Consider the following 19,224-nt stretch of genomic DNA (forward strand, 5'->3'; position numbering starts at 1 on the left):
TGAACATGGTGTTATGCGTTGCTTCCCACTTCCTCGATTCACTTACATTTCACTAAGCTTGACAGATCTTATCTCTTATACGAATTTTCAATCTTCTACTGATCTTCGATCTCCTATAGTTCTTCAATCTTCTACCGTTTTTCAATATCCTACGGCTCTTCAATCTTCTACCGTTTTTCAATTTCCTACAGCTCTTCAATCTTCTACTGCTTTTCAATCTCCTAAGGAACTTCAATTTCCTACCACTTTCAATCTCCTACAGTCTATTAGTCTTCTGCAATTCTTATAGTCTTTACGATGTTGGGAAGTTACGCATAACGTTTTGTGTTCACGAGCCCGAAAGGCTTAAGCCGACGAACAATCAAGCGCAGCGATTGATTCTTGCCGGGTGGCTCCGCAACTTAGCCTTGCAGGGTTGTCCGGCTGATCACGCTTCCTCGCTTCTCCACTTCTGCCGGACCAAGGAGCGGATGCGACGATGCGTGAACATGGTGTTAGACGATGCCGCGTAGTTTAACTTACAAAAAATCTTTTAAATAATATTTGTTTACTTCTCTTGAGAACTTAATAAAATTATCAATAGCACTTTTAATGCTTCTTATTAGTTCTGAAATCTCATCTTCTTCGGTTTTGAGTAATGAGTGTATTAATATAGAGTTCCTAATAAGTTCTGCATAAAGAAAATGCTGATTCATGTCCTCGTTATATATTATTTGATTTTGATTTTCCTCTAACGCCTTAATAAATTCGTTCCTATGTGGCTTAGAGAAATGATAGGTTATATTCCTGAGATTTGTTAGTCTTTGTAATAAGTCAGACTGGTCACCTGTTCTATATAACGGAGTAAGAAAGCTATATAACTTAAGAATATGGGGAGGTAGCTCTGAAATATACTCTTTAATATCAATTTGCTTCTCAGATTCTTCTAAATAAAAGATCGCCTCCCGTAACGACGCAGCAATTAATTTAAAACTTGCCGGCACTTTAGATATAACTGTTGAGATATCTTCAGATAATAAATAAAGCTGGTCTTTAAGGAAGATAAAATCGTTATGTATAACTGCTAGGCCAATGACCCAACGGCCAATCAAGTTTTCTGTTGGAAAAGCATCTTTAATGCGAATGAAACTGTATTCGTTCATTTTACTCCTCTTTTTGCTTCAGTTGGTTTCGTCTAACGTTCTTGTATTCACGAACCCTCACTGGCTTAAGGGGCGTAAGCCCCGGGTCCGACGGACTTAGCCAGTGCAGGGTTGTCTGCTGATTCCACTCCCCCGAAATTCCTCTGCAGACCAAGGGCCGTCAAGCCCGCCGCGTGAATACGGTGTTATATGACGTACCCGACATCTTCGAATAAGCTAAAAATCTTATATAAATATATTACGTTTCTTGTATTAGTGTCTTTACAACATAAAATCCATTGACAAGAATATCTTGATTCGGTCCGCTAATGATACGTGCCGGACACATACCATATCCGAACTTCTTCCACATCCGTAGAGCCTCAAGCTTGTTATCTGAACTCCATGATCTAATTTGCTTTAGATTTCTTATCCTACATTCATCTTCAGCCTTCTCTACCAAATATTTAGCTATTCCATTTCTTCTATAATCATCCTTTACCTCAATTATGTCTATGTATCCGTCCATCTCTTCATTTAAAGGTTTAATCCAATGCGTCCAATACACTGATATCACTGCAATCGGTTCTTCTTTGAGCATACCAACAATAGAAATACCATCATTGATATGCATGTGGTTTCCTATTATGGGTTTCCAGTTGTTTGTAATTAATGTCTTTAGATCTTCATCTGCTTTGATAAATTTAATATCTTCATTATTTATTTTCATTCTTGCTCTCCTTTAATTTTTGATTTTTAAAAATCTTTCTTAGATTCTTCGGGTATGTCATATAACGTTTTCTGTTCACGAGCCCGAAAGGCTTAAGTTGCTAAACAATTAAGCGCAGCCATTGTTCTTGCCGGGTGGCTCTGCCACTTAGCCCTGCAGGGTTGTCCGGCTGATTCCACTTCCTTGCTTCTCAACTTCTGCCGGACCGAGGAGCGGATGCGACGATGCGTGAACATGGTGTTATGCGTTGCTTCCCACTTCCTCGATTCACTTACATTTCACTAAGCCTGACAGATCTTATCTCTTATACGAATTTTCAATCCTCTATAGCCTTTCAATCTCCTATAGTTCTTCAATCTTCTTCCGTTTTTCAATATCCTACGGCTCTTCAATCTTCTACCGTTTTTCAATTTCCTACAGCTCTTCAATCTTCTACTGCTTTTCAATCTCCTACGGAACTTCAATTTCCTACCACTTTCAATCTCCTACAGTCTATTAGTCTTCTCCAACTCTTATAGTATTTACGAATGTTGGGAAGTTACGCATAACGTCTTGTGTTCACGAGCCCGAAAGGCTTAAGCCGCCGATTAATCAAGCACAGCGATTAATTCTTGCCGGGTGGCTCCGCCACTTAGCCTTGCAGAGTTGTCCGGCTGATTACGCTTCCATGCTTCTCAACTTCTGCCGGACCGAGGAGCGAATGCGACGATGCGGGAACATGGTGTTAGACGCTGGGCCTCCTTGAACTCACCCTCATATACATCTGTTTATTCCATCTCGTTCCCGTTCAGGGAACTTTCCTTGAAATCATTGCGCTCCTGTTTCAATTTCGTTCCCACACAGGGAACTTTCCTTGAAATCATTGACGCTCCTATTTCAATCTCGTTCCCGCACAGGGAACTTACCCTGAAATCATTGATGCTTCTATTTCAATCCGTTCCCGCACAGGGAACTTTCCTTGAAATCATTGACGCATCTACGTCTTTTCATTCCCGTAATTTATAATCTCCTACAATCTTGCGCCTTGCGTCTAACGTTTTTTGTTCACGAGCCCGAAAGGCTTAAGCTGCCGATCAATCAAGCGCAGCGATTGATTCTTGCCGGGTGGCTCCGCCACTTAGCCTTGCAGGGTTGTCCGGCTGATTACGCTTTCAGTTCTTTTCAACTTCTGCCGGACCGAGGAGCGGATGCGACGATGCGTGAACATGGTGTTATCCGATTCACCTGACTTCTTGATTCACTCTTACAAAATACAGCTCTTCGATCTTATACAGTTCTTCGACCTTACACGGCTATTCAATCTTATACAGTTCTTCGATCTTATACCGTTCCTCGATCTTATATGGCTCTTCCGTCTTCGTCTTATACCAGTTCTTCGATCTTATACGGTTCTCCGACCCTAAAACGTGCTTCAAACTTGCCATGGATTAAACAGTCAGTTCGTATCGTCGGTTCCAGGTGTTTTGGATAACGTTTTTTGTTCACGAGCCCGAAAGGCTTAAGCTGCCCATCAATCTAGCGCAGCGATTGATTCTTGCCGGGTGGCTCTGCCACTTAGCCTTGCAGGGTTGTCCGGCTGAATCTACTTCCTTGCTTCTCAACTTCTGCCGGACCAAGGAGCAAATGCGACGATGCGTGAACATGGTGTTATAAGTTGTCTCCGCCTTCATTGAATTACCCTTCAGATCTCTTTCTGGTTTCTCTCTAGCCATTTACCGATTTGTTTTACAATTTCCTTTTTATTAAATGCTCTTCTAATAATTTCAATTTGATGTTCTTCTACGTTACCTTGTTTTAGTGCACTTACAACAGTGCTTTCCAACGCTATATAACTATTCTGTTCATAGATTTTGATTACTTCTGCTAAAATTGAATCACTCCAATCTTGTTTAGTGAAGTAATACCAGATCATATGTTCCTTCACAGATTCATCAATATTTAGTTGATCCCTATTGTCTTTAATTGTTCTTAATGCCTCTATACCTAATTCTCCGTGTAACCCCAGTTGGTCAGATATGTCTATTGATTTAATCAGCCTTTCCACTTCTTTAATTTGATTATTAGAAGCTGCGATATCTATCCAGCTAACAATAGATGAGATGTTTATACTATTGTCCTCCTTTTTTTACTTAGTTATTTTGAGGAGATTACTTATAACGTTCCCGTATTCACGACGTCCCACCGACTTAAGGCTCCCAACGGGAGCCGGCCGCGATGCGGTTAGTCGGTGCGGATGTGTCCGCTGATTCTGCTTCCCTGCCGATCGCTTCTTGCGGACCGAGGAGCCGTCAGGCTCCGATGCGTGAATATTATGTTAGATGATGTCACAGTCCCTCAGTCTTACTTACAAATTTCGTTTTATCTTCTTGTATACTGTTCTTATCATATTTTTAATTTTACTTGGTTTGACAACTCTTATATTTGTTACTTGTATATCACCTGTAATTTGAAAAAGTCCTTCCCTTTGATTACCTTCTAGATAGCTTTCGAACAATTCAATTCCAGAGTCGTATTTGTCCTTATAATCTTTACATTCCGGATCTTTCAATCGCTTTTTTAATTCCTCTAGCACTGATTCAACCTCGAACCGCTCAAGATGCATCATTCTACTTGAACAATATGTATCAAAGCTTGAAAATGCCCCGATTAAGAAGTCATTTAGGAACTTATCTTTCCCATATCTAATAAGCTTCTCACCCAATATATTAAAATCATATCCCACGGACCATGCTTGAACTGACCATTTTGCTTCTTCTAAAAATAAATCTCTAATGAGGTCTACTGGAAAATATAATTGATCGTTTTCAATTACAAAACTAATAATATTCCTTCTAAATTGTTGGTTTGAATCAAAAAACTCATTTGCATGTTTTCCGTTCCAATTAAAACTTATTTGATTTTGATCTTGAGCAGTATATCCTGTTGAAAAAGATAATAGATCCATTGTTATCGCCCTTTACTGTGATTTCATCTAACGTCTTGTGTTCACGAGCCCGAAAGGCTTAAGCTGCCCATCAATCCAGCGCAGCGATTGATTCTTGCCGGGTGGCTCCGCCACTTAGCCTTGCAGGGTTGTCCGGCTGAATCCACTTCCTGGCTTCTCATCTTCTGACGGACCGAGGAGCGGATGCGACGATGCGTGAACATGGTGTTATAGGATGTGGACGACTTCGTTGAATTGCATTCAAACGGTTAAAACGGTAAAATCAATTCTTTTTCAAACAATTCTTCTAACGCTTCTTTAAATAAGCTTTCCAGTCCATTATTATTAAATAAGGTCTTCAATTTGCTAGAATATATTTCGTAGATATTTAATAAATTAATATTTTCAAAGTATAAAGAATGATCTATTTCTGTTAGTTTTTTATTAATTGAATTTTTTATTTCTTCATCTAGATCACTGAAAATAAATTCAGTGTCTAGAAATATACCATTTTGGTCATAAACTTGCATATTGTTTAAAACTACATCAACAAAAAGCTCTGTTATTTCGAATATTTTACTCTTTTCTTTCTCTTCAAATATAAAAATACTTTTAAATTTAATATTTTCAACTATTTTATGAGTGTAAAATGAAATTGTCTTTTCATTTTGCCTTTTAACTACATCTTCAAATTCTCCTGACTCTGAAAGAATAGATTTACCTATCTGATTAATCATTTCATTCATTCGTTCTGAAATATTATGCAATTCAGATACTTCATCTATTATCTTGTTCTTATCTTTTTCTTTGATTGAATCTATTATGTAATTATAAAACATACCCGCCCATTGACTTCTTAAATACACCTCTATTTCTTCAAATTTCTCAAAAGTGGTAATTGCTTTAACCTTAACTTCATCTATAAAATCAAAAATATTAGAACTATCAACATATGCAAATCTAAAATTCGACTCCGGATCTTTTAAAAGTTCTAAAAATATTTTCTTATTTTTTTTGAAGGTATGATATTCACTATATACATTTTTTTCAACGAAAATAAATATAGGGATGTTGTAATCAACAGCCTCCCTGAATTCTTTTCGTGTAATTGATATATAGTTTTTTTCATATTTCTTAACAAATTCATTTTGCTTTTCCTCACTGGTGGGAGCACCGTATCTGCCACCAATTATTAATACCATCATGTGACAAAGTTTTACTTCGTTATAACAAGATATATCTAATTCTTTGTCATGCTCAAAGAATACGTTCCCACTTTCAAATAGGACTGGCTCAAAACCGTATTGATGTACAAATCTTTCTACATTGTTTCTAATATGCTTTAAATCATAATATGTTGAACTAACAAAAATTCTAGGCTTCATTGTATATCCTCCAATATTTATTTCTTTTATCGTTCATTTCCTATAACTTCCCTATCTACGTATTTCGCTAAAACCCTACATTTGGGGGATTCCTGAATATGTTCGTGAACGCCCCACTGCAAGCAGCAGTTCACGCCCACGGCTCCCTCCTGCCTTGCACCTATTCCCCCTGCATCAAACCATCCAGCGGACTTCGTATCCGCCGAACATCCTTTACGCTCATATGTGTATACCGTTCTGTTGTTTTGCTGCTCTGATGCCCCAGAAGCTCCTGAATATACCGAAGGTCGGTTCCGTTCTCCAGCAGATGGGTTGCGAAGGAATACCGAAGAGAATGAACGCTAACCGGCCTATCAATCCCCGCTTCGCTTTTACATCGCTCAAAAAGCTTCTGCATACTCCTATCCGTCAAATGCTTTCGCCCATCCTGGCCCGGAAACAGCCACTAATCCGCCCCCATGCCCGCCGCATATTCTTTAAGCACATCACCGGAGGATAATACATTCGGCAGCTTCCGCTCTTTTTTGGGCCTTACGAACGAGGCCCCCTGCTTCTCATCCAGTACATGAGCTGAATAAAACTTGAGAGCGCTTATGGCCTGATTGACAAAAGAGTGCGATCTCCCTTTTCCAAGCAAGGCAAGTGAATAATCCTCTATGCTCGAGGGTTTCCCTTCAGCTTTAAAGTCTTCAAACCGCTTCACATGTCCACAATATGCTTTAATCGTTCGGTGGCTGTAGCCCCGTAGTTTTAATTGCTTTACAAGATCATCCACCGAGGCTTTTTCACTTGTTTCTGTTGCTCGATCCACCTCATCGCGAATGGTCTTCCGCTGCCGCTCCACCACCCTTTCCATCCAAAAAGGGCATTCCTCCATCAACGCCTCCTGAATTTCAAAGCTGTCGGCTTCGGAAATGACCAGCGTCCACAGGTCCTCCATGCTAACAATCGTATAGGGTACAACCCACATCCGCTCCGCTGGAAGCCATTTTCTTTGCTTCAAGGACTTAATTTTTTGCACAAACGCAGCATCAAAACGCTCCATGGTGACAAATAACGATAAATCATCCTTTTTACCTACAAAAACATGCATATTCTCCCATCTCTCCTCAGTATACCAAAATTATCAAGCCCTAACAGAAAAAAAGAGACCCTCCGTCTGCTTGACAGCAAACGTAAGATCTCCAATGCTTTTGGATCGTATATTCTCCTGCTCTGCCCCGAAAGGACAAAGTCGCCTCTCCCTATAGTTTACCCTAATCCTCGCAGGAATCAAGCCAGTTTCACCCTACTGCATCAGCGGATTTTGCAAAAGAACCCGTTCCGGCTGTCACGCCGAAACGGGTTTGCTATGATCTGTCTGTTCTATTTGTTCTATTAGTATTATTTCTATTGCTTCAATAAAATTATACACCCGGTACCATAGAATCGTCAGCCAGCTTTATTTCATCAGCAGCCGCTTGCTTTTCCAGCTGGATAACGGATTTCATTCTAGCCACCACGAAGCCAAGCCCAATAACCGATACGCCCGCAACCATGAACAAAAGACCAATGCCGCGGCCCGGGCCAGTTCCTATCAGTTGACCCACCGTGGAAGCCAAGGAGCCATTTTCCTCCAGTAATGGATTAAATACATGGTCGGCAAGAGGACCCGCGGATGCATAAGCCAGCACATATCCTAATTGCGAGATAACTCCGATAATTCCCCAAGCTCTTCCTTGCGCTTCGTTTGGAATATTTTTGCGAATCAAGACATCGGCTCCTGTATTGACAAAAGGCATGGCGGCGAAAAATAAAAACCCCGCACCTGCAATTAGCCATACATTTGGAGACATGCCGATAAGGGAAAAGAACAGTCCCGCAATCAAGAGGCCAACCGACAACATACGCACGTAGCGGCTGCTTTTGCTAAACAGCCCGATAAACAAGCTGCCAAGCAGCAGGCCCGTTGCGCTAACCGATTGTACAATGCCTAACGTCTGCTCATCTGACAGCGGCAGCACCATAGGCGTATACAACGTCTCCAGAAAACCCATATAAAACGTTATAGCCGTAAGAAGCAGCATCAGCATCAATACGCCGCGATTGGAAACGACCAGCTGCCAGCCTTCCCGCAATTCCTGAGCCATCTGGATAATGGGCCGGGACTTTTCTTTGTTAGAAGCCCCATCCCTCTTTTTAACCTGGGCTTTATTCTGTTGTCCGGCTTGAGCAGGCTTAGCGCCAAAGCTTCTGCGAACAGCCGTAATCGTCAAAAAGGTCACAATAATCGTAGATATATCCATTAGAATCAGCATCTCTACATCCATCACGCGCAGCAAAAGGCCGGCAACAACGGGGGAAATAAGAAACTTGGCTGCTCCGGCCAATTGAACCATTCCGCTTGCCTTGGCGAAAAATTCCTCTGTCAGCAAATCGCTAATGCTGGCCCGGTATGCGGGCTCCGTCAATGAAGCGAACAACGAGCTGAATGCAACCGATGCGCAAATTTGCCAAAGCGCTGCTTCACCCGTTGCTAGCAGGAACAAGAGATAAGCCAAACCAATAACCGCGCCGCCGTCTCCAATCAGCATCATTAGCCTTCGGTCAAAACGATCCGCCAATACGCCGCCCACCGGCGCCAGCAAAATAATCGGCAAAAACGTGCTTAATGTTACCATCGAAACCGCCGTAGCGGATTGCGTTTGCTGAAATACATACACTCCAAGTCCAAAGGCGGTTAACCCGCTGCCAATGCTGGACACAAACTGTCCCAACCATAGAATTAAAAATGTGCCAAATGATTTATCTTTCATAAGTTTCGCATCCTTTCTTTTATAGACCGACTGTCGGTCTATAAACTAATATTAATTCCCTGGCGCTCACCTGTCAAGGTGAAAAACGGTATTTTTGAATTAATCCTTATATAACGAATGTCTAAAATAGACGCGCTTCCACATTGATTTTTACACACATAAAAAAGACGCCAGTTTCCCGGCGCCTTTGTCTTCATCATTATTGTTCTTCAAGCTTATTCTTCAAGCTCATTTTATTGAGGTGATGCTATTGCTATTGACGAGTAATCGTGTAGCCTTTTTCCTGCAGCTTCGTAATAATTCCGTCATCGCCCAGCATATGAAGGTATCCGGCAACAACGAAGTAGGTATCCTTGTTTTCATCAGCCAGGTAGCCTTCTACTTTTTCAATCATGCCTTCATTGCGGTCGCCGATCATGCCTTTATAATATTCAGGCAGCTCCTTCATCGCATTAGTCAATTCGGCCGATGCAGCATCGTCACCGTCTACCCACATTGTAGCCATCGTGTCGGTGGTGGTATCGGGCTGATGGTATGCAGCAATAGTCTCTTGCAGCATAGAAGCTGTGAACTCGTCAGAAAAGTTGTTAAACATCGAGAATTGGGAGTCGTACGATTCCAGCTCCAATATGGATTTGCCGGTAATCATCGCCTTTTGCAGGAAATACATATCAATGCCAAGACCAGTTTCATAACCGCCAAGCGCGGATTTCAGAACCGTCAATTGATTGCTGACTGCCCAAGGCTTATAGGTATCAAATGCTGTTTCCGGAGCCCCAACTTCCTTCAAAATCTCTTGAAGCTTTGTATACGATTCAGCGTCGATATGTTCCTTCAAGGTTGAGCCATCAGCATATGTCATATACTTCTGGATATCAGCAACCGTTTGCTCGTCCATTGGAGCCGCAATATTGATTTCTACCACCAGATGGTCAGAGTTTCCATACGCTGCATTGATTTCTGGGCGCATTGGGTACATCACTTCGTTGCCGACATGAATAGAGCCCAGCAGGTACACAACCGAACCGTCCTTCTCAACCTTCCAGAAAAAGCCCTTGCTGTCCTGCTGCTCCAGTGCGGCAGCGCGGTTTTCGGAATCCCAGCCAATGCGGTAACCGGCATTTTCAGCCAGAAAACGAAGCGAAGCATATAGTGTTCCGTTGACGATTTTTGGAGCGACATTCAGCTTGTAGCCCTCATTATTAGCCATCGCCTCATCACTATCGCGCTCCAGGACAAAAGAAAGCTCGCCTTTGGATGCATAAAGAGTGGAGGTTTCAGCTTCCCAGCTCAGCTCATAGCCCAGTTTCTCCAGGAAAGGCTTGACCGGAATCAACGTTGTTCCTTTTTCAATAAATGTCTGCGCGCCAGCAAACGCCAGCTGCTCCTCGCCAAGCAAAACCTTTACGGAAGGCGCCGCAGTTTGTGCTTGCGCTCCCGTTGCAAATACAAATAACATGACGAAGCTTAAAAATAAGACGGATAATTTCTTCATTTCATTCCTCAATCCCTTCAATTGGTCATGTCAGCATACTGTGTATATTTATATACACAGTATATTCACACTGGTTCATTTTGTCAACACTCTGGTTAGGAGATTAACAGATAACAGATAACAGATAACAGATAACAGATAAACAGATAGACGGCTTAGTAAAGAGGGCTGCACCGAATCTATTACCATTATTGTGCTAATTATACCGCATGGAATGAGAGAATCAAAATTTGCCTGTCAGAGACAAGGTATCATAATCAAAAACCCGAATCGCCGCTTGGGACAATTCGGGTTTTTGTTAGACTATGAGGCGGTGTACAGCCGCAGGAATGTGCTTAATTCGGGCTAGCCCTGCTTACATTTGAGCTTCTACCAATTCTACTGTTGCTCCCGCTTTTAGTGTATTGCCAATCGTGCAAGCCCGCTCCGTCACGGATTTCAGCTTTTCCTTGTAAGCCTCATCCAGGCTGGGCGGCAGCGTGACACGAACATGAAAATCGCTGAAACGGTTGCTTTTGTCCTCCGGCTTGGCTGCCGTTACTTCGATATGAATAGTATTGGCATCATACTCCACGCCATCATAGTTCATAATTTTTTGCAGCGAGATGGAAACGCATAATCCCAGCGATGCCTCTAGCAGCTCGCGCGGCGATAGCCCTTCCGAGTTTGGAGAATGACTGCCCTTCAATTGATAACCTGCTTCATTGTATATTCCGTCTTGTCCGTCTACCACTTTTACAATTGTCATGCTTCAGCTCTCCCTTTTTAAACGATTCAAAACTCATGGTGGTGACAGGCCACCCGATGCCCATCAAGCGATTCCTTCAGCTCGGGCACCTGCTTTTTGCAGATTTCGCTCGCCAGCGGGCAGCGTGTATGAAATACACAACCGGATGGGGGCGACAGCGGAGATGGAATTTCGCCTTGCAGCACGGTTCGCTCTTTCAGCTTCCTGCGGGTAAAATCGGGCACCGCCGAAAATAGCGCCTGGGTATACGGATGCTGCGGTCCCTGGAACAGCAGCTCCGTTGGCGCTTCCTCCACGATGCGGCCCAGATACATGATGCCGATCCGGTCGGATATATACCGTACTACGCTAATGTCATGCGTAATAAACAGGAGCGTAAGCTTCAGCTCCTTCTGCAATTGCCGAAGCAGATTCAAAATTTGCGATTGTATGGACACATCCAGCGCAGAAACCGGCTCGTCGCATATCATCAGCTTGGGATTCAGAATCAAGGCGCGCGCCAACCCCAGCCGCTGTCGCTGGCCGCCGGAAAACTCGTGGGGATAGCGGAAATAATGCTCCGGCTGCAAGCCTACAACCTTCAAAATAGCAAAAACCGATTCCCGTCTCTCTTCCCGATTTCCCATTTTGTGAATAACAAGCGGCTCCTCCAAAATTTGCCCGATTCGCTTGCGCGGATTAAGCGAGGAGTAGGTATCCTGAAACACAAGCTGTATGTCCTTGCGAAGCTTGTTCATCTCCGCTCCCGACAAGCGGAACAAGCTCCTTCCCTCGTAAATGGCTTCGCCGCCCGTTGCGGGAGCCAATCCCAGAATGCTGCGTCCTGTTGTGCTTTTGCCGGAGCCGGATTCTCCAACCAGACCATAGGTTTCACCCTCATATAGCTCAAAAGAAACATCCGTCACCGCATGTACAAACGCGCGGGTGCCAAACAGCTTGCCAAAAGGGCCATAAACCGGAAATTTCTTCTCCAAATGGCGCACATCCAGCAGCACCTTTTTGTTCTCTCCATTAAGCTTGTTTATTGCGCTCATCCCGCTGTCACCTCCCGCTGTCTGGCAATGGCTTCGAAATGCCAGCATTTGACTCCGTGATCGTCGCGATGCTGCGTCATCGGCGGCTCCTGCTCGCGGCATTTACCGTCGGCAAACGGACAACGCGTCGAGAAGCGGCAGCCCTGCGGAATGTTGCCCAATGATGGAACAGCCCCCTCGATAACATGCAGCTTTTCGCTTCTGTCCCGGTCCATGAGCGGAATCGACGCAATCAAGCCTTGCGTGTAGGGATGCAGCGGTGACTCGAAGAGGCGGTCGGTTGTTGTTTCCTCTACGATTTGTCCCAGATACATAACCTTTACGCCTGTGCAAATTTCCGCAACAACGCCAAGATCATGCGTAATGAACAATACGCCCATGCCGAGACGCCGGTTCAGCTCCACGATAAGATCAAGAATTTGCGCCTGGATCGTAACGTCCAGCGCCGTTGTGGGCTCGTCGGCAATCAGCAGACGCGGCTCGCAGGACAGCGCCATTGCAATCATCGCCCGCTGCTGCATGCCGCCAGACAATTCATGAGGGTAATCGTCAACCCGCACTTCAGGCGACGGAATACCCGTCAACCGGAGAATGTCGATGACTTTTTTCCGAGCTTCCTTTTTGGACAAGCCTTGATGAAGCGTAATGGCTTCTCCAATTTGCTCTCCGATGGTGTATACGGGATTAAGCGAGGTCAGCGGGTCCTGAAAAATGATAGCAATGTCGTTGCCGCGCACCTTTCGCATTTCCGCCTTCGACAGCGACAGCAAATCCCGCCCGTCCAGCTTGACCTCTCCCTCGTAGCTTATATCGTCGGTATGATCCAGCAGCCGGATAATGGATTGCGACATGACGCTTTTGCCGCAGCCGGATTCGCCAACGATTCCGATTATTTCGCCCTGCTCCACGGAAAAACTGACGCCATTAACAGCCGTAACACGGCCGCGCTCCGTATGAAAATGTGTTTTTAACGATTGAACCTCCAGCAGCGGTGTTGTCATCCGCTTCCTCCCCCTTCTGCGATAGGCATACCGGCCGGCGTTGCCCCGGTTGGATCATTGCAGCTACACCGTATTGCCGCTATTCTTCGGCGGTTTCTTTCAAGCTGTGCTTCAATCCCGTTCCCGCTATGCCTCGGCAGCTTCATTCAAGCTATGCTTTACGCCATTTCCGCTTTGTTCCATTTCCGCTTCCCTTGACCCTTGGGTCCAGCCAGTCGCGCAGGCCGTCGCCCAGCAGGTTCAGACTTAACACCGACAGGACAATCGCGACACCGGGAAAAACGACCATCCACCAGGCCTTGTAAATAACAAGCTTGCTGGCTTGCAAAATATTGCCCCAGCTTGGCTCCGGAGCCGGAATGCCCGCTCCCAGAAAGCTGAGCGCCGCCTCTGAAATAATCGCTTCCGCAAACACAAATGTCGCTTGCACCAGTAGAGGAGACAGCGTATTAGGGATAATATGGGCCCAAATGATGCGGGTGTTGCTTGCGCCCTGAGCGCGCATCGCTTCAATGTAGGTCTGCTCCTTGATCACCAGCGCGCTGGACCGTACCACGCGCGCAATGTTCGGCGTAAATACAATGGTCAGCGCAATAACCACATTAAGAGCGGAGGCTCCCAGCGCAGCCATCAACGCAATCGCGAGCAAAATGCCGGGAATCGCCACCAGTCCGTCGCAGATGCGCATCAGAACATGGTCAAGCGTCTTGTAAAAGGAGGCGTACACTCCTATCAGCAATCCCAGAAACGACGACAACGCCGCGACGATCAGCCCTACGCTGATCGAAACTCTGGCTCCATACAGCAGCCGGGTGAACAAATCCCGGCCAAATTCGTCCGTTCCCAGCAGATGCAAAGCGCTTGGCGCTTTGAGCCGCTCCGTCACCTTCATGGCATAGGGGTCAAAAGAGGTCAACCATGGTCCAAGCGCTGCCAATGCAGCCAGCACGACAAAGATAGCCGCGCCCGCCACCAGCGCGGGATTGGAGAAGAAGCGGCGGCGGCTGAGACCCCGCTGCTCCTTGCGCATTCTTTTGCTGAGATCCGCGATGTATTCTTTGCTTTCCGTTATCTCCACTTGGTTCTCCCCCTATTTGCGGTCCAGCCGCACGCGCGGGTCCACAACGCCGTACAGCAAATCGATCAGCAAATTAATGACCACGTATATCAACGTAACAATCAGCACCACGCCTTGAATAACGGTGTAATCCCGTCTGGCGATGGAGTTCAAAATCAGCTGCCCCAAGCCCGGGATGTTGAAAATACCCTCCACAACCACCGCGCCCGTTACCAATGTGCCGAACGTTTGCCCCAGCACCGTCAGAATCGGCAGGAAAGCATTGCGAAACGCGTGCTTGAACAGCACCTTCGCTTCGGTTACCCCTTTGGAGCGAGCCGTTTTAATAAAATTAAGGTTTAGCACCTCCAGCATGGAGGAACGGGTCATCCTCGCAATAAGCGCTGCCTGAATGGTGCCAAGCGAAATGCCGGGCAGGATAAGATGCTTAAGATGATCCCCAAGCCCTTTGCCCAGCTCCGCGTAACCCGCTACAGGCAGCCATTGCAGCTTGACGCCAAATAGCAGCACCAGGAACAGGGCCAGCAAAAAACCCGGCACTGCCATACCCATCAGCGACACGCCCATCAGCGTATAATCCGCCGCCGTTCCTCTTTTGTAAGCCGCCAAAATGCCAAACGGTATCGCCAGCGCTATTGCGATAGCCTGAGCGATGATAGCGAGCGAAAGCGTTGGCCCGATATGCTCCTTGATCGCTTGGGCCACGGACTGCTTCATAAAGATGGAATTGCCCAAATCCCCCTGCAGCACCTTGCCGATCCAGTTTGTATATTGGGTGAGGATTGGCCCATCCAGTCCCAGCTCCTTGTTCAAAGCGGCGATTTCCTCCGCGCTGGCCTCCATTCCCAGGATGGAGGAGGCCGGTCCTCCCGGCGTAATATGAATAATCAGGAACAAGGCTGCTGTAACAACAAACAAAACCGGAATAAGCGACAGCAGTCTTTTTGCGATATATGCCAGCACAGCTCTCCCTCATTTGCACCAAATTTAGCAGAAAAGGATGCCGAAAGCTGACCTGGGGCGTGTATGCAAAACCCGCTCCAGCAGCTTCCGGCACCCTCCTCCGGCGACCGTTCTATTTTTCCAGCTTCGCGTTCCAGACGACAGGCGCCTCAAACAGCTCAAAGCCTTCCAGATTTTTGTTGATTGCTACAATGCCGTTATAATGGCCGATAACCGTTGAGGAGGCAATTTCATAGAGATAGCCTTGTAGCTTTTCCCACTCCTGCTTCGCCGCTTCGGGACTTGCCGCCCCGCGGATGTCTTTCAGCGCCTGCTTCACGTTTTCGTCGTCCAGCCCCGCCCAGTCCGGGTTAACCGCAAGCAATTGCGGAGGCGTCAACTGGTACCCCGTGCTGGCTACAAAAATGTCCCATTTGCTGCGATCATTTTTTGTTTCCAGAAAGGTTGGAAAATCGTAGTTGTCTACTTTTACATTCAAGCCGATCTGACGGAGCTGCTCCTGGATAACTAGCGTTGCGGTGTACATTTCGTTATAGTCCTTTGTTGTCAAAAGAGTAATTTCCTCGCCGTTATAGCCTGCATCTGCAAGCAATTGCTTCGCTTTTTCAGGATTATTCTGATTGTAGTATTCCGCGCCGGCTTCGTTGGACCACAACGTCTGGTTGCTGTTCAGGTAGCCTGGAGCCAGGGAATACAGCTCCGGCTTGGCAAAGCTCGCCAGCATGATTTCTTCATTATTAAAGGCTGCCAGAATAGCCTGGCGAATTTTCACATCAGCCAGCAAGCCTTCGCGGGTATTAAAAAATGCTGTCAAAGCACCGCCCGGGAAGGACTGAAGCTCAAGATCGCTCACTGCGGCCAGCTCATCGTAGCTTTCGATTGGAATGCTGTCGGCTACGTCGTATTGTCCTGTTTTGACACCGGCAATGCGCGTGGAGTGATCCGTTACGAAATGGAAGTACAGATTTTCAGTTGGAGCTTCCTTTGTTCCGGCAAAGCCGCTAGGGGCGCCTTCCGGTGATTGATATTCATCGTATTTCACAAGGTGAATGTATTGGTCCTGCTTCCACTCCTTGAACTTGTAAGGCCCCGTGCCGATGTATTCGGTGATGCCTTCAGCCGGCGCGCTTTCGACAATTTCCTTCGTCGTGATGGAAGGGAATTGCGCTTGCGAAGCGATCAGAATCAGCACGTCGGAGGTTGCGGATTCAACCGTCAGTTTAACTGTGTAGGGATCAACCTCTTCAAACTTGGCATTGGCAAGCAGCACCTTTGCGCGGGAAGAAATCGCCAGCCAGCGGTTCATGGAAGCCACCACGTCCTCCGCTTGCAGCTCCTCGCCGTTATGGAACTTCACGCCTTTGCGCAATGGGAAGGTGTACGTCAATCCGTCCTCGCTGACCTCCACCGATTCCGCCAGCACCGGCACCGGATTATAGTTCGCATCCAATGTAAACAGCTGTTCAAAAATATTGCCCGCCGTATCCAGCGCTACCGCCGATACGGTAATGGCTGTATCCAAGGTTGGCGGCTGAGCCGTCAATGCAATATTCAAAGTGTCGCGGTATTCCTTCGCCTCCGGCGCCGCCGTTTCCCCGCTTTGTCCCGCTCCGCCATTAGCCGCGGTTGGGCTGGAAGCAGGCTGTGCGTCATTTTTGGAGCAAGCCGCCACTATCGTCACTAACAAAATCGCCGTTATCAGTTGTACCCAAGCTTTTGTCTTCATCGTTGGTCATCCCCCTGTTTGCCTAAAAAGATGTAAGGCGCTTCCTTAAAAAACAACTATCCAGAAACAATTAGCCTCAAAAACAACTATTTTGATTATTCATAGTTATTTAGTAGGATTAATAAGATAAACCAATAGTAGTATAGCAGGGAAGGTATGTCAATGACTTAAATTTCCTGTTAACGCTTACTAGAAAAATGTTTAGTTTCTCTTCATAGGAGTAGCCACAATGTTTGCCTTTGCAGGGGCCGGATAGAACGGCACACGTCGTCTTTGTCGAGTATCAGAGACGGACGCTAGCCCCATGTTACGGACATCCATGACCTTTAAAACCCCGTTTTGATGCGATGTCCATTTCTAAAGGTCATGCATGACCGTAAAAGCTTATATTCATCCCCAAAACGCGACTTTTGAGCGTCTAAAGGACGTCGGCGACCGTTATGCAAAGCCCATGTATCCATTTGGGGCTCTAGCGGTCATCGGTGACCGGCAGGAGGGCATGAGGCAGATATCGAAGTCCACAACTATTCAGAGAATCCTTATGGCGAAACATAAGCAGAGTACTCCCTTCTGCCCCAATGATGGCAAAAAGAGAGTACTCTGCAAATAATCGTTATCGTCCCGGAAGTTAATTCTCATCCTAAATCTATTCGGCTGAATATTTTCGACTGAATCTATTCCGCCTCTAAATCGCCGCTTTCCCCTTCCGCAGCTCCTCTTGCAGACTAGCAATGTCCAGCTTGCCAGGCGTCACTCCGTTTTTGACTGAAAGCGCTGCTGCCGTACCCGCAGCTTGCCCCGTTGCCATACAGCTTGGCGTTAGCCTGGTTGTTGCCAGCGCTTCATGAGATGTGGAGATGCATCTGCCCGCCGCAAGCAAATTGGGCACGTTCATCGACAGCAGACAGCCGTAGGGAATATCATACGCTCCGTCGCCGGATATAAAGGAGGCGGTAACGCCTTTACCTGATGGATCATGGATATCAATGGGGTAGCCGCTGCGGGCAATGACATCGCCAAACTTTCGGCCTTGCACAACATCATCCTTGGTCAGCAAATAATGACCCACAATGCGCCGGGATTCGCGAATGCCGATTTGAGGCGCTACTGCCGAAATAGATGCCCGCTGAAAGCCGGGCACATCGCGTTGAAGGAACTCCGCCATCATCAGCACCTGCTTGCGTCCCTCCTGCTCCGCCAGCGTCAGGTCTTCAGCGCTGGTGGCATCCAGCCCCTGCACGCGAGTGCAGTTGATCAGCACCTCGTCATCCGCCGGCCCGGCGAAAAACAACACCTGGTCGCGGTTAATCGGCACGCCGGATTTCCTCCAGTGGCTGTAGAAGCCGCTCACTCCCGTCAGAGGCAAATGCTCCAGCTCCGCAATCGGCGTTTTGCTGTAAAATTCCTCCGGGTGCTGAAGCATATACGCCTTGATCTGAGCTAGATCCACGCCGCGCATCCGAAATTTCATCGTCATTGGCTGGGACTGATTGTCGCCATCCCGTCCCTGAAGCGTTTCCGCGCCACTAAGCTTGGCAACATCTGCATCGCCGCTAGTATCCACAAATACGGCGCCTCTCACCAGCGTCCGTCCCGATTTGTTGGTCACATAAACGCCTTCGATAACGCCATCGCTAACCGCAACATCATCCACAAAGCTGTGCAGAAGAAGCGTAACGCCCGCCTCGCGCAGCATATCCGCCGCTACTACCTGATAAATTTCAGGATGATAAGGCGTCAGAGTGCGAACAAAACCGACGGTATCCCTTAAATGCCCCGGCGACCCGCCCCGCTCCTGCAATCGGTCAACAATCTCCTGGGCGATGCCTTTAATGACCTGCTCCCCGCTATCGGTATGGAAGGTCATCCACGGATAAACCATCGCCGCCGTGGACATGCCTCCAACAAAGCCGTAACGCTCGATCAGCACCGTTTTGACGCCTTGCCGGCCTGAAGCAATCGCTGCCGCGATTCCAGCCGGCCCGCCGCCTACGACAACAACATCGGCTTCTATTTTGTTCTGCATAACCACATTCCTTTCTTCGTCGGCATGATTTTTTCTACATCATGCATCGCGACGTTTTCAACAGCTGCTCTATCCTCATCCCATGTTGCCCAACGTTTTCAACAGCAGCTCTATCCTCAACTCATGTTGCGCGACGTTTTCCAAAAGCCCGTCCCTAATCAAGCACTTTTCGCTATGTTATTCGCTATCTATCTCTTCA

General features: G+C 46.7%; 16 protein-coding genes. All 16 read right to left on the reverse strand.

The window, feature by feature from the left end:
• Positions 1 to 518 precede the first annotated feature (518 nt).
• Positions 519 to 1,142: a hypothetical protein gene (locus A7K91_RS01085; protein ID WP_068678804.1), complete on the reverse strand. Its 624-nt coding sequence runs from the start codon at positions 1,140 to 1,142 to the stop codon at positions 519 to 521.
• A 238-nt stretch (positions 1,143 to 1,380) separates the two neighbouring features.
• Positions 1,381 to 1,851, reverse strand: coding sequence for a GNAT family N-acetyltransferase (locus tag A7K91_RS01090; protein WP_068678806.1), 471 nt, complete (start codon positions 1,849 to 1,851; stop codon positions 1,381 to 1,383).
• A gap of 1,681 nt (positions 1,852 to 3,532) precedes the next feature.
• Positions 3,533 to 3,895, reverse strand: coding sequence for a hypothetical protein (locus A7K91_RS01095; protein WP_068678808.1), 363 nt, complete (start codon positions 3,893 to 3,895; stop codon positions 3,533 to 3,535).
• Between the two features lie 300 nt (positions 3,896 to 4,195).
• Positions 4,196 to 4,795, reverse strand: coding sequence for a hypothetical protein (locus A7K91_RS01100; RefSeq protein ID WP_068678810.1), 600 nt, complete (start codon positions 4,793 to 4,795; stop codon positions 4,196 to 4,198).
• Positions 4,796 to 5,043: 248 nt separating this feature from the next.
• Entirely contained in the window at positions 5,044 to 6,159 is a 1,116-nt protein-coding gene (locus tag A7K91_RS01105; RefSeq protein ID WP_068678812.1) for a DUF4062 domain-containing protein, read from the reverse strand.
• A 160-nt stretch (positions 6,160 to 6,319) separates the two neighbouring features.
• Positions 6,320 to 6,601 carry a tyrosine-type recombinase/integrase gene (locus tag A7K91_RS26805; protein ID WP_342671722.1) on the reverse strand — a complete coding sequence of 94 codons (282 nt, stop codon included), beginning with the start codon at positions 6,599 to 6,601 and terminating at the stop codon, positions 6,320 to 6,322.
• A 3-nt stretch (positions 6,602 to 6,604) separates the two neighbouring features.
• Positions 6,605 to 7,252 carry a phage integrase N-terminal SAM-like domain-containing protein gene (locus tag A7K91_RS26810; protein WP_068678816.1) on the reverse strand — a complete coding sequence of 216 codons (648 nt, stop codon included), beginning with the start codon at positions 7,250 to 7,252 and terminating at the stop codon, positions 6,605 to 6,607.
• Positions 7,253 to 7,565: 313 nt separating this feature from the next.
• Positions 7,566 to 8,954: an MFS transporter gene (locus tag A7K91_RS01120; RefSeq protein ID WP_068678818.1), complete on the reverse strand. Its 1,389-nt coding sequence runs from the start codon at positions 8,952 to 8,954 to the stop codon at positions 7,566 to 7,568.
• 253 nt (positions 8,955 to 9,207) lie between these two features.
• The gene (locus tag A7K91_RS01125; protein ID WP_068678820.1) at positions 9,208 to 10,449 is read right to left on the reverse strand and encodes a TraB/GumN family protein; all 1,242 of its coding nucleotides are present in this window, start codon (positions 10,447 to 10,449) and stop codon (positions 9,208 to 9,210) included.
• A gap of 355 nt (positions 10,450 to 10,804) precedes the next feature.
• Positions 10,805 to 11,197: an OsmC family protein gene (locus tag A7K91_RS01130; protein WP_068678822.1), complete on the reverse strand. Its 393-nt coding sequence runs from the start codon at positions 11,195 to 11,197 to the stop codon at positions 10,805 to 10,807.
• A 26-nt stretch (positions 11,198 to 11,223) separates the two neighbouring features.
• Positions 11,224 to 12,231 carry an ABC transporter ATP-binding protein gene (locus tag A7K91_RS01135; RefSeq protein WP_068678824.1) on the reverse strand — a complete coding sequence of 336 codons (1,008 nt, stop codon included), beginning with the start codon at positions 12,229 to 12,231 and terminating at the stop codon, positions 11,224 to 11,226.
• Positions 12,228 to 13,232: an ABC transporter ATP-binding protein gene (locus tag A7K91_RS01140; protein ID WP_068678826.1), complete on the reverse strand. Its 1,005-nt coding sequence runs from the start codon at positions 13,230 to 13,232 to the stop codon at positions 12,228 to 12,230. The genes A7K91_RS01135 and A7K91_RS01140 overlap by 4 nt, the downstream gene beginning before the upstream one ends.
• A gap of 151 nt (positions 13,233 to 13,383) precedes the next feature.
• A complete protein-coding gene (locus A7K91_RS01145; protein ID WP_156739236.1) occupies positions 13,384 to 14,310 on the reverse strand; it encodes an ABC transporter permease in 927 nt (308 codons plus the stop codon).
• A 12-nt stretch (positions 14,311 to 14,322) separates the two neighbouring features.
• On the reverse strand, positions 14,323 to 15,273 hold the full coding sequence (locus A7K91_RS01150) for an ABC transporter permease (protein ID WP_068678828.1): 951 nt from the start codon (positions 15,271 to 15,273) through the stop codon (positions 14,323 to 14,325).
• Positions 15,274 to 15,385: 112 nt separating this feature from the next.
• Entirely contained in the window at positions 15,386 to 16,999 is a 1,614-nt protein-coding gene (locus A7K91_RS01155) for an ABC transporter substrate-binding protein (RefSeq protein WP_068678830.1), read from the reverse strand.
• Between the two features lie 685 nt (positions 17,000 to 17,684).
• Positions 17,685 to 19,025 carry an FAD-dependent oxidoreductase gene (locus A7K91_RS01165; protein WP_068678834.1) on the reverse strand — a complete coding sequence of 447 codons (1,341 nt, stop codon included), beginning with the start codon at positions 19,023 to 19,025 and terminating at the stop codon, positions 17,685 to 17,687.
• Between the last annotated feature and the right edge of the window lie 199 nt (positions 19,026 to 19,224).

The sequence above is a fragment of the Paenibacillus oryzae genome (genome assembly GCF_001675045.1).
In the GTDB taxonomy this organism is placed as follows: Bacteria; Bacillota; Bacilli; order Paenibacillales; family Paenibacillaceae; genus Pristimantibacillus; species Pristimantibacillus oryzae.

Bases quoted from the DNA above. Each gene is read 5' to 3' on its own strand.
- A7K91_RS01085 (WP_068678804.1), bottom strand. From the start codon at position 1,142: ATGAACGAATACAGTTTCATTCGCATTAAAGATGCTTTTCCAACAGAA.
- A7K91_RS01090 (WP_068678806.1), bottom strand. From the start codon at position 1,851: ATGAAAATAAATAATGAAGATATTAAATTTATCAAAGCAGATGAAGAT.
- A7K91_RS01100 (WP_068678810.1), bottom strand. From the start codon at position 4,795: ATGGATCTATTATCTTTTTCAACAGGATATACTGCTCAAGATCAAAAT.
- A7K91_RS01105 (WP_068678812.1), bottom strand. From the start codon at position 6,159: ATGAAGCCTAGAATTTTTGTTAGTTCAACATATTATGATTTAAAGCAT.
- A7K91_RS26810 (WP_068678816.1), bottom strand. From the start codon at position 7,252: ATGCATGTTTTTGTAGGTAAAAAGGATGATTTATCGTTATTTGTCACC.
- A7K91_RS01120 (WP_068678818.1), bottom strand. From the start codon at position 8,954: ATGAAAGATAAATCATTTGGCACATTTTTAATTCTATGGTTGGGACAG.
- A7K91_RS01125 (WP_068678820.1), bottom strand. From the start codon at position 10,449: ATGAAGAAATTATCCGTCTTATTTTTAAGCTTCGTCATGTTATTTGTA.
- A7K91_RS01130 (WP_068678822.1), bottom strand. From the start codon at position 11,197: ATGACAATTGTAAAAGTGGTAGACGGACAAGACGGAATATACAATGAA.
- A7K91_RS01135 (WP_068678824.1), bottom strand. From the start codon at position 12,231: ATGAGCGCAATAAACAAGCTTAATGGAGAGAACAAAAAGGTGCTGCTG.
- A7K91_RS01140 (WP_068678826.1), bottom strand. From the start codon at position 13,232: ATGACAACACCGCTGCTGGAGGTTCAATCGTTAAAAACACATTTTCAT.
- A7K91_RS01155 (WP_068678830.1), bottom strand. From the start codon at position 16,999: ATGAAGACAAAAGCTTGGGTACAACTGATAACGGCGATTTTGTTAGTG.
- A7K91_RS01165 (WP_068678834.1), bottom strand. From the start codon at position 19,025: ATGCAGAACAAAATAGAAGCCGATGTTGTTGTCGTAGGCGGCGGGCCG.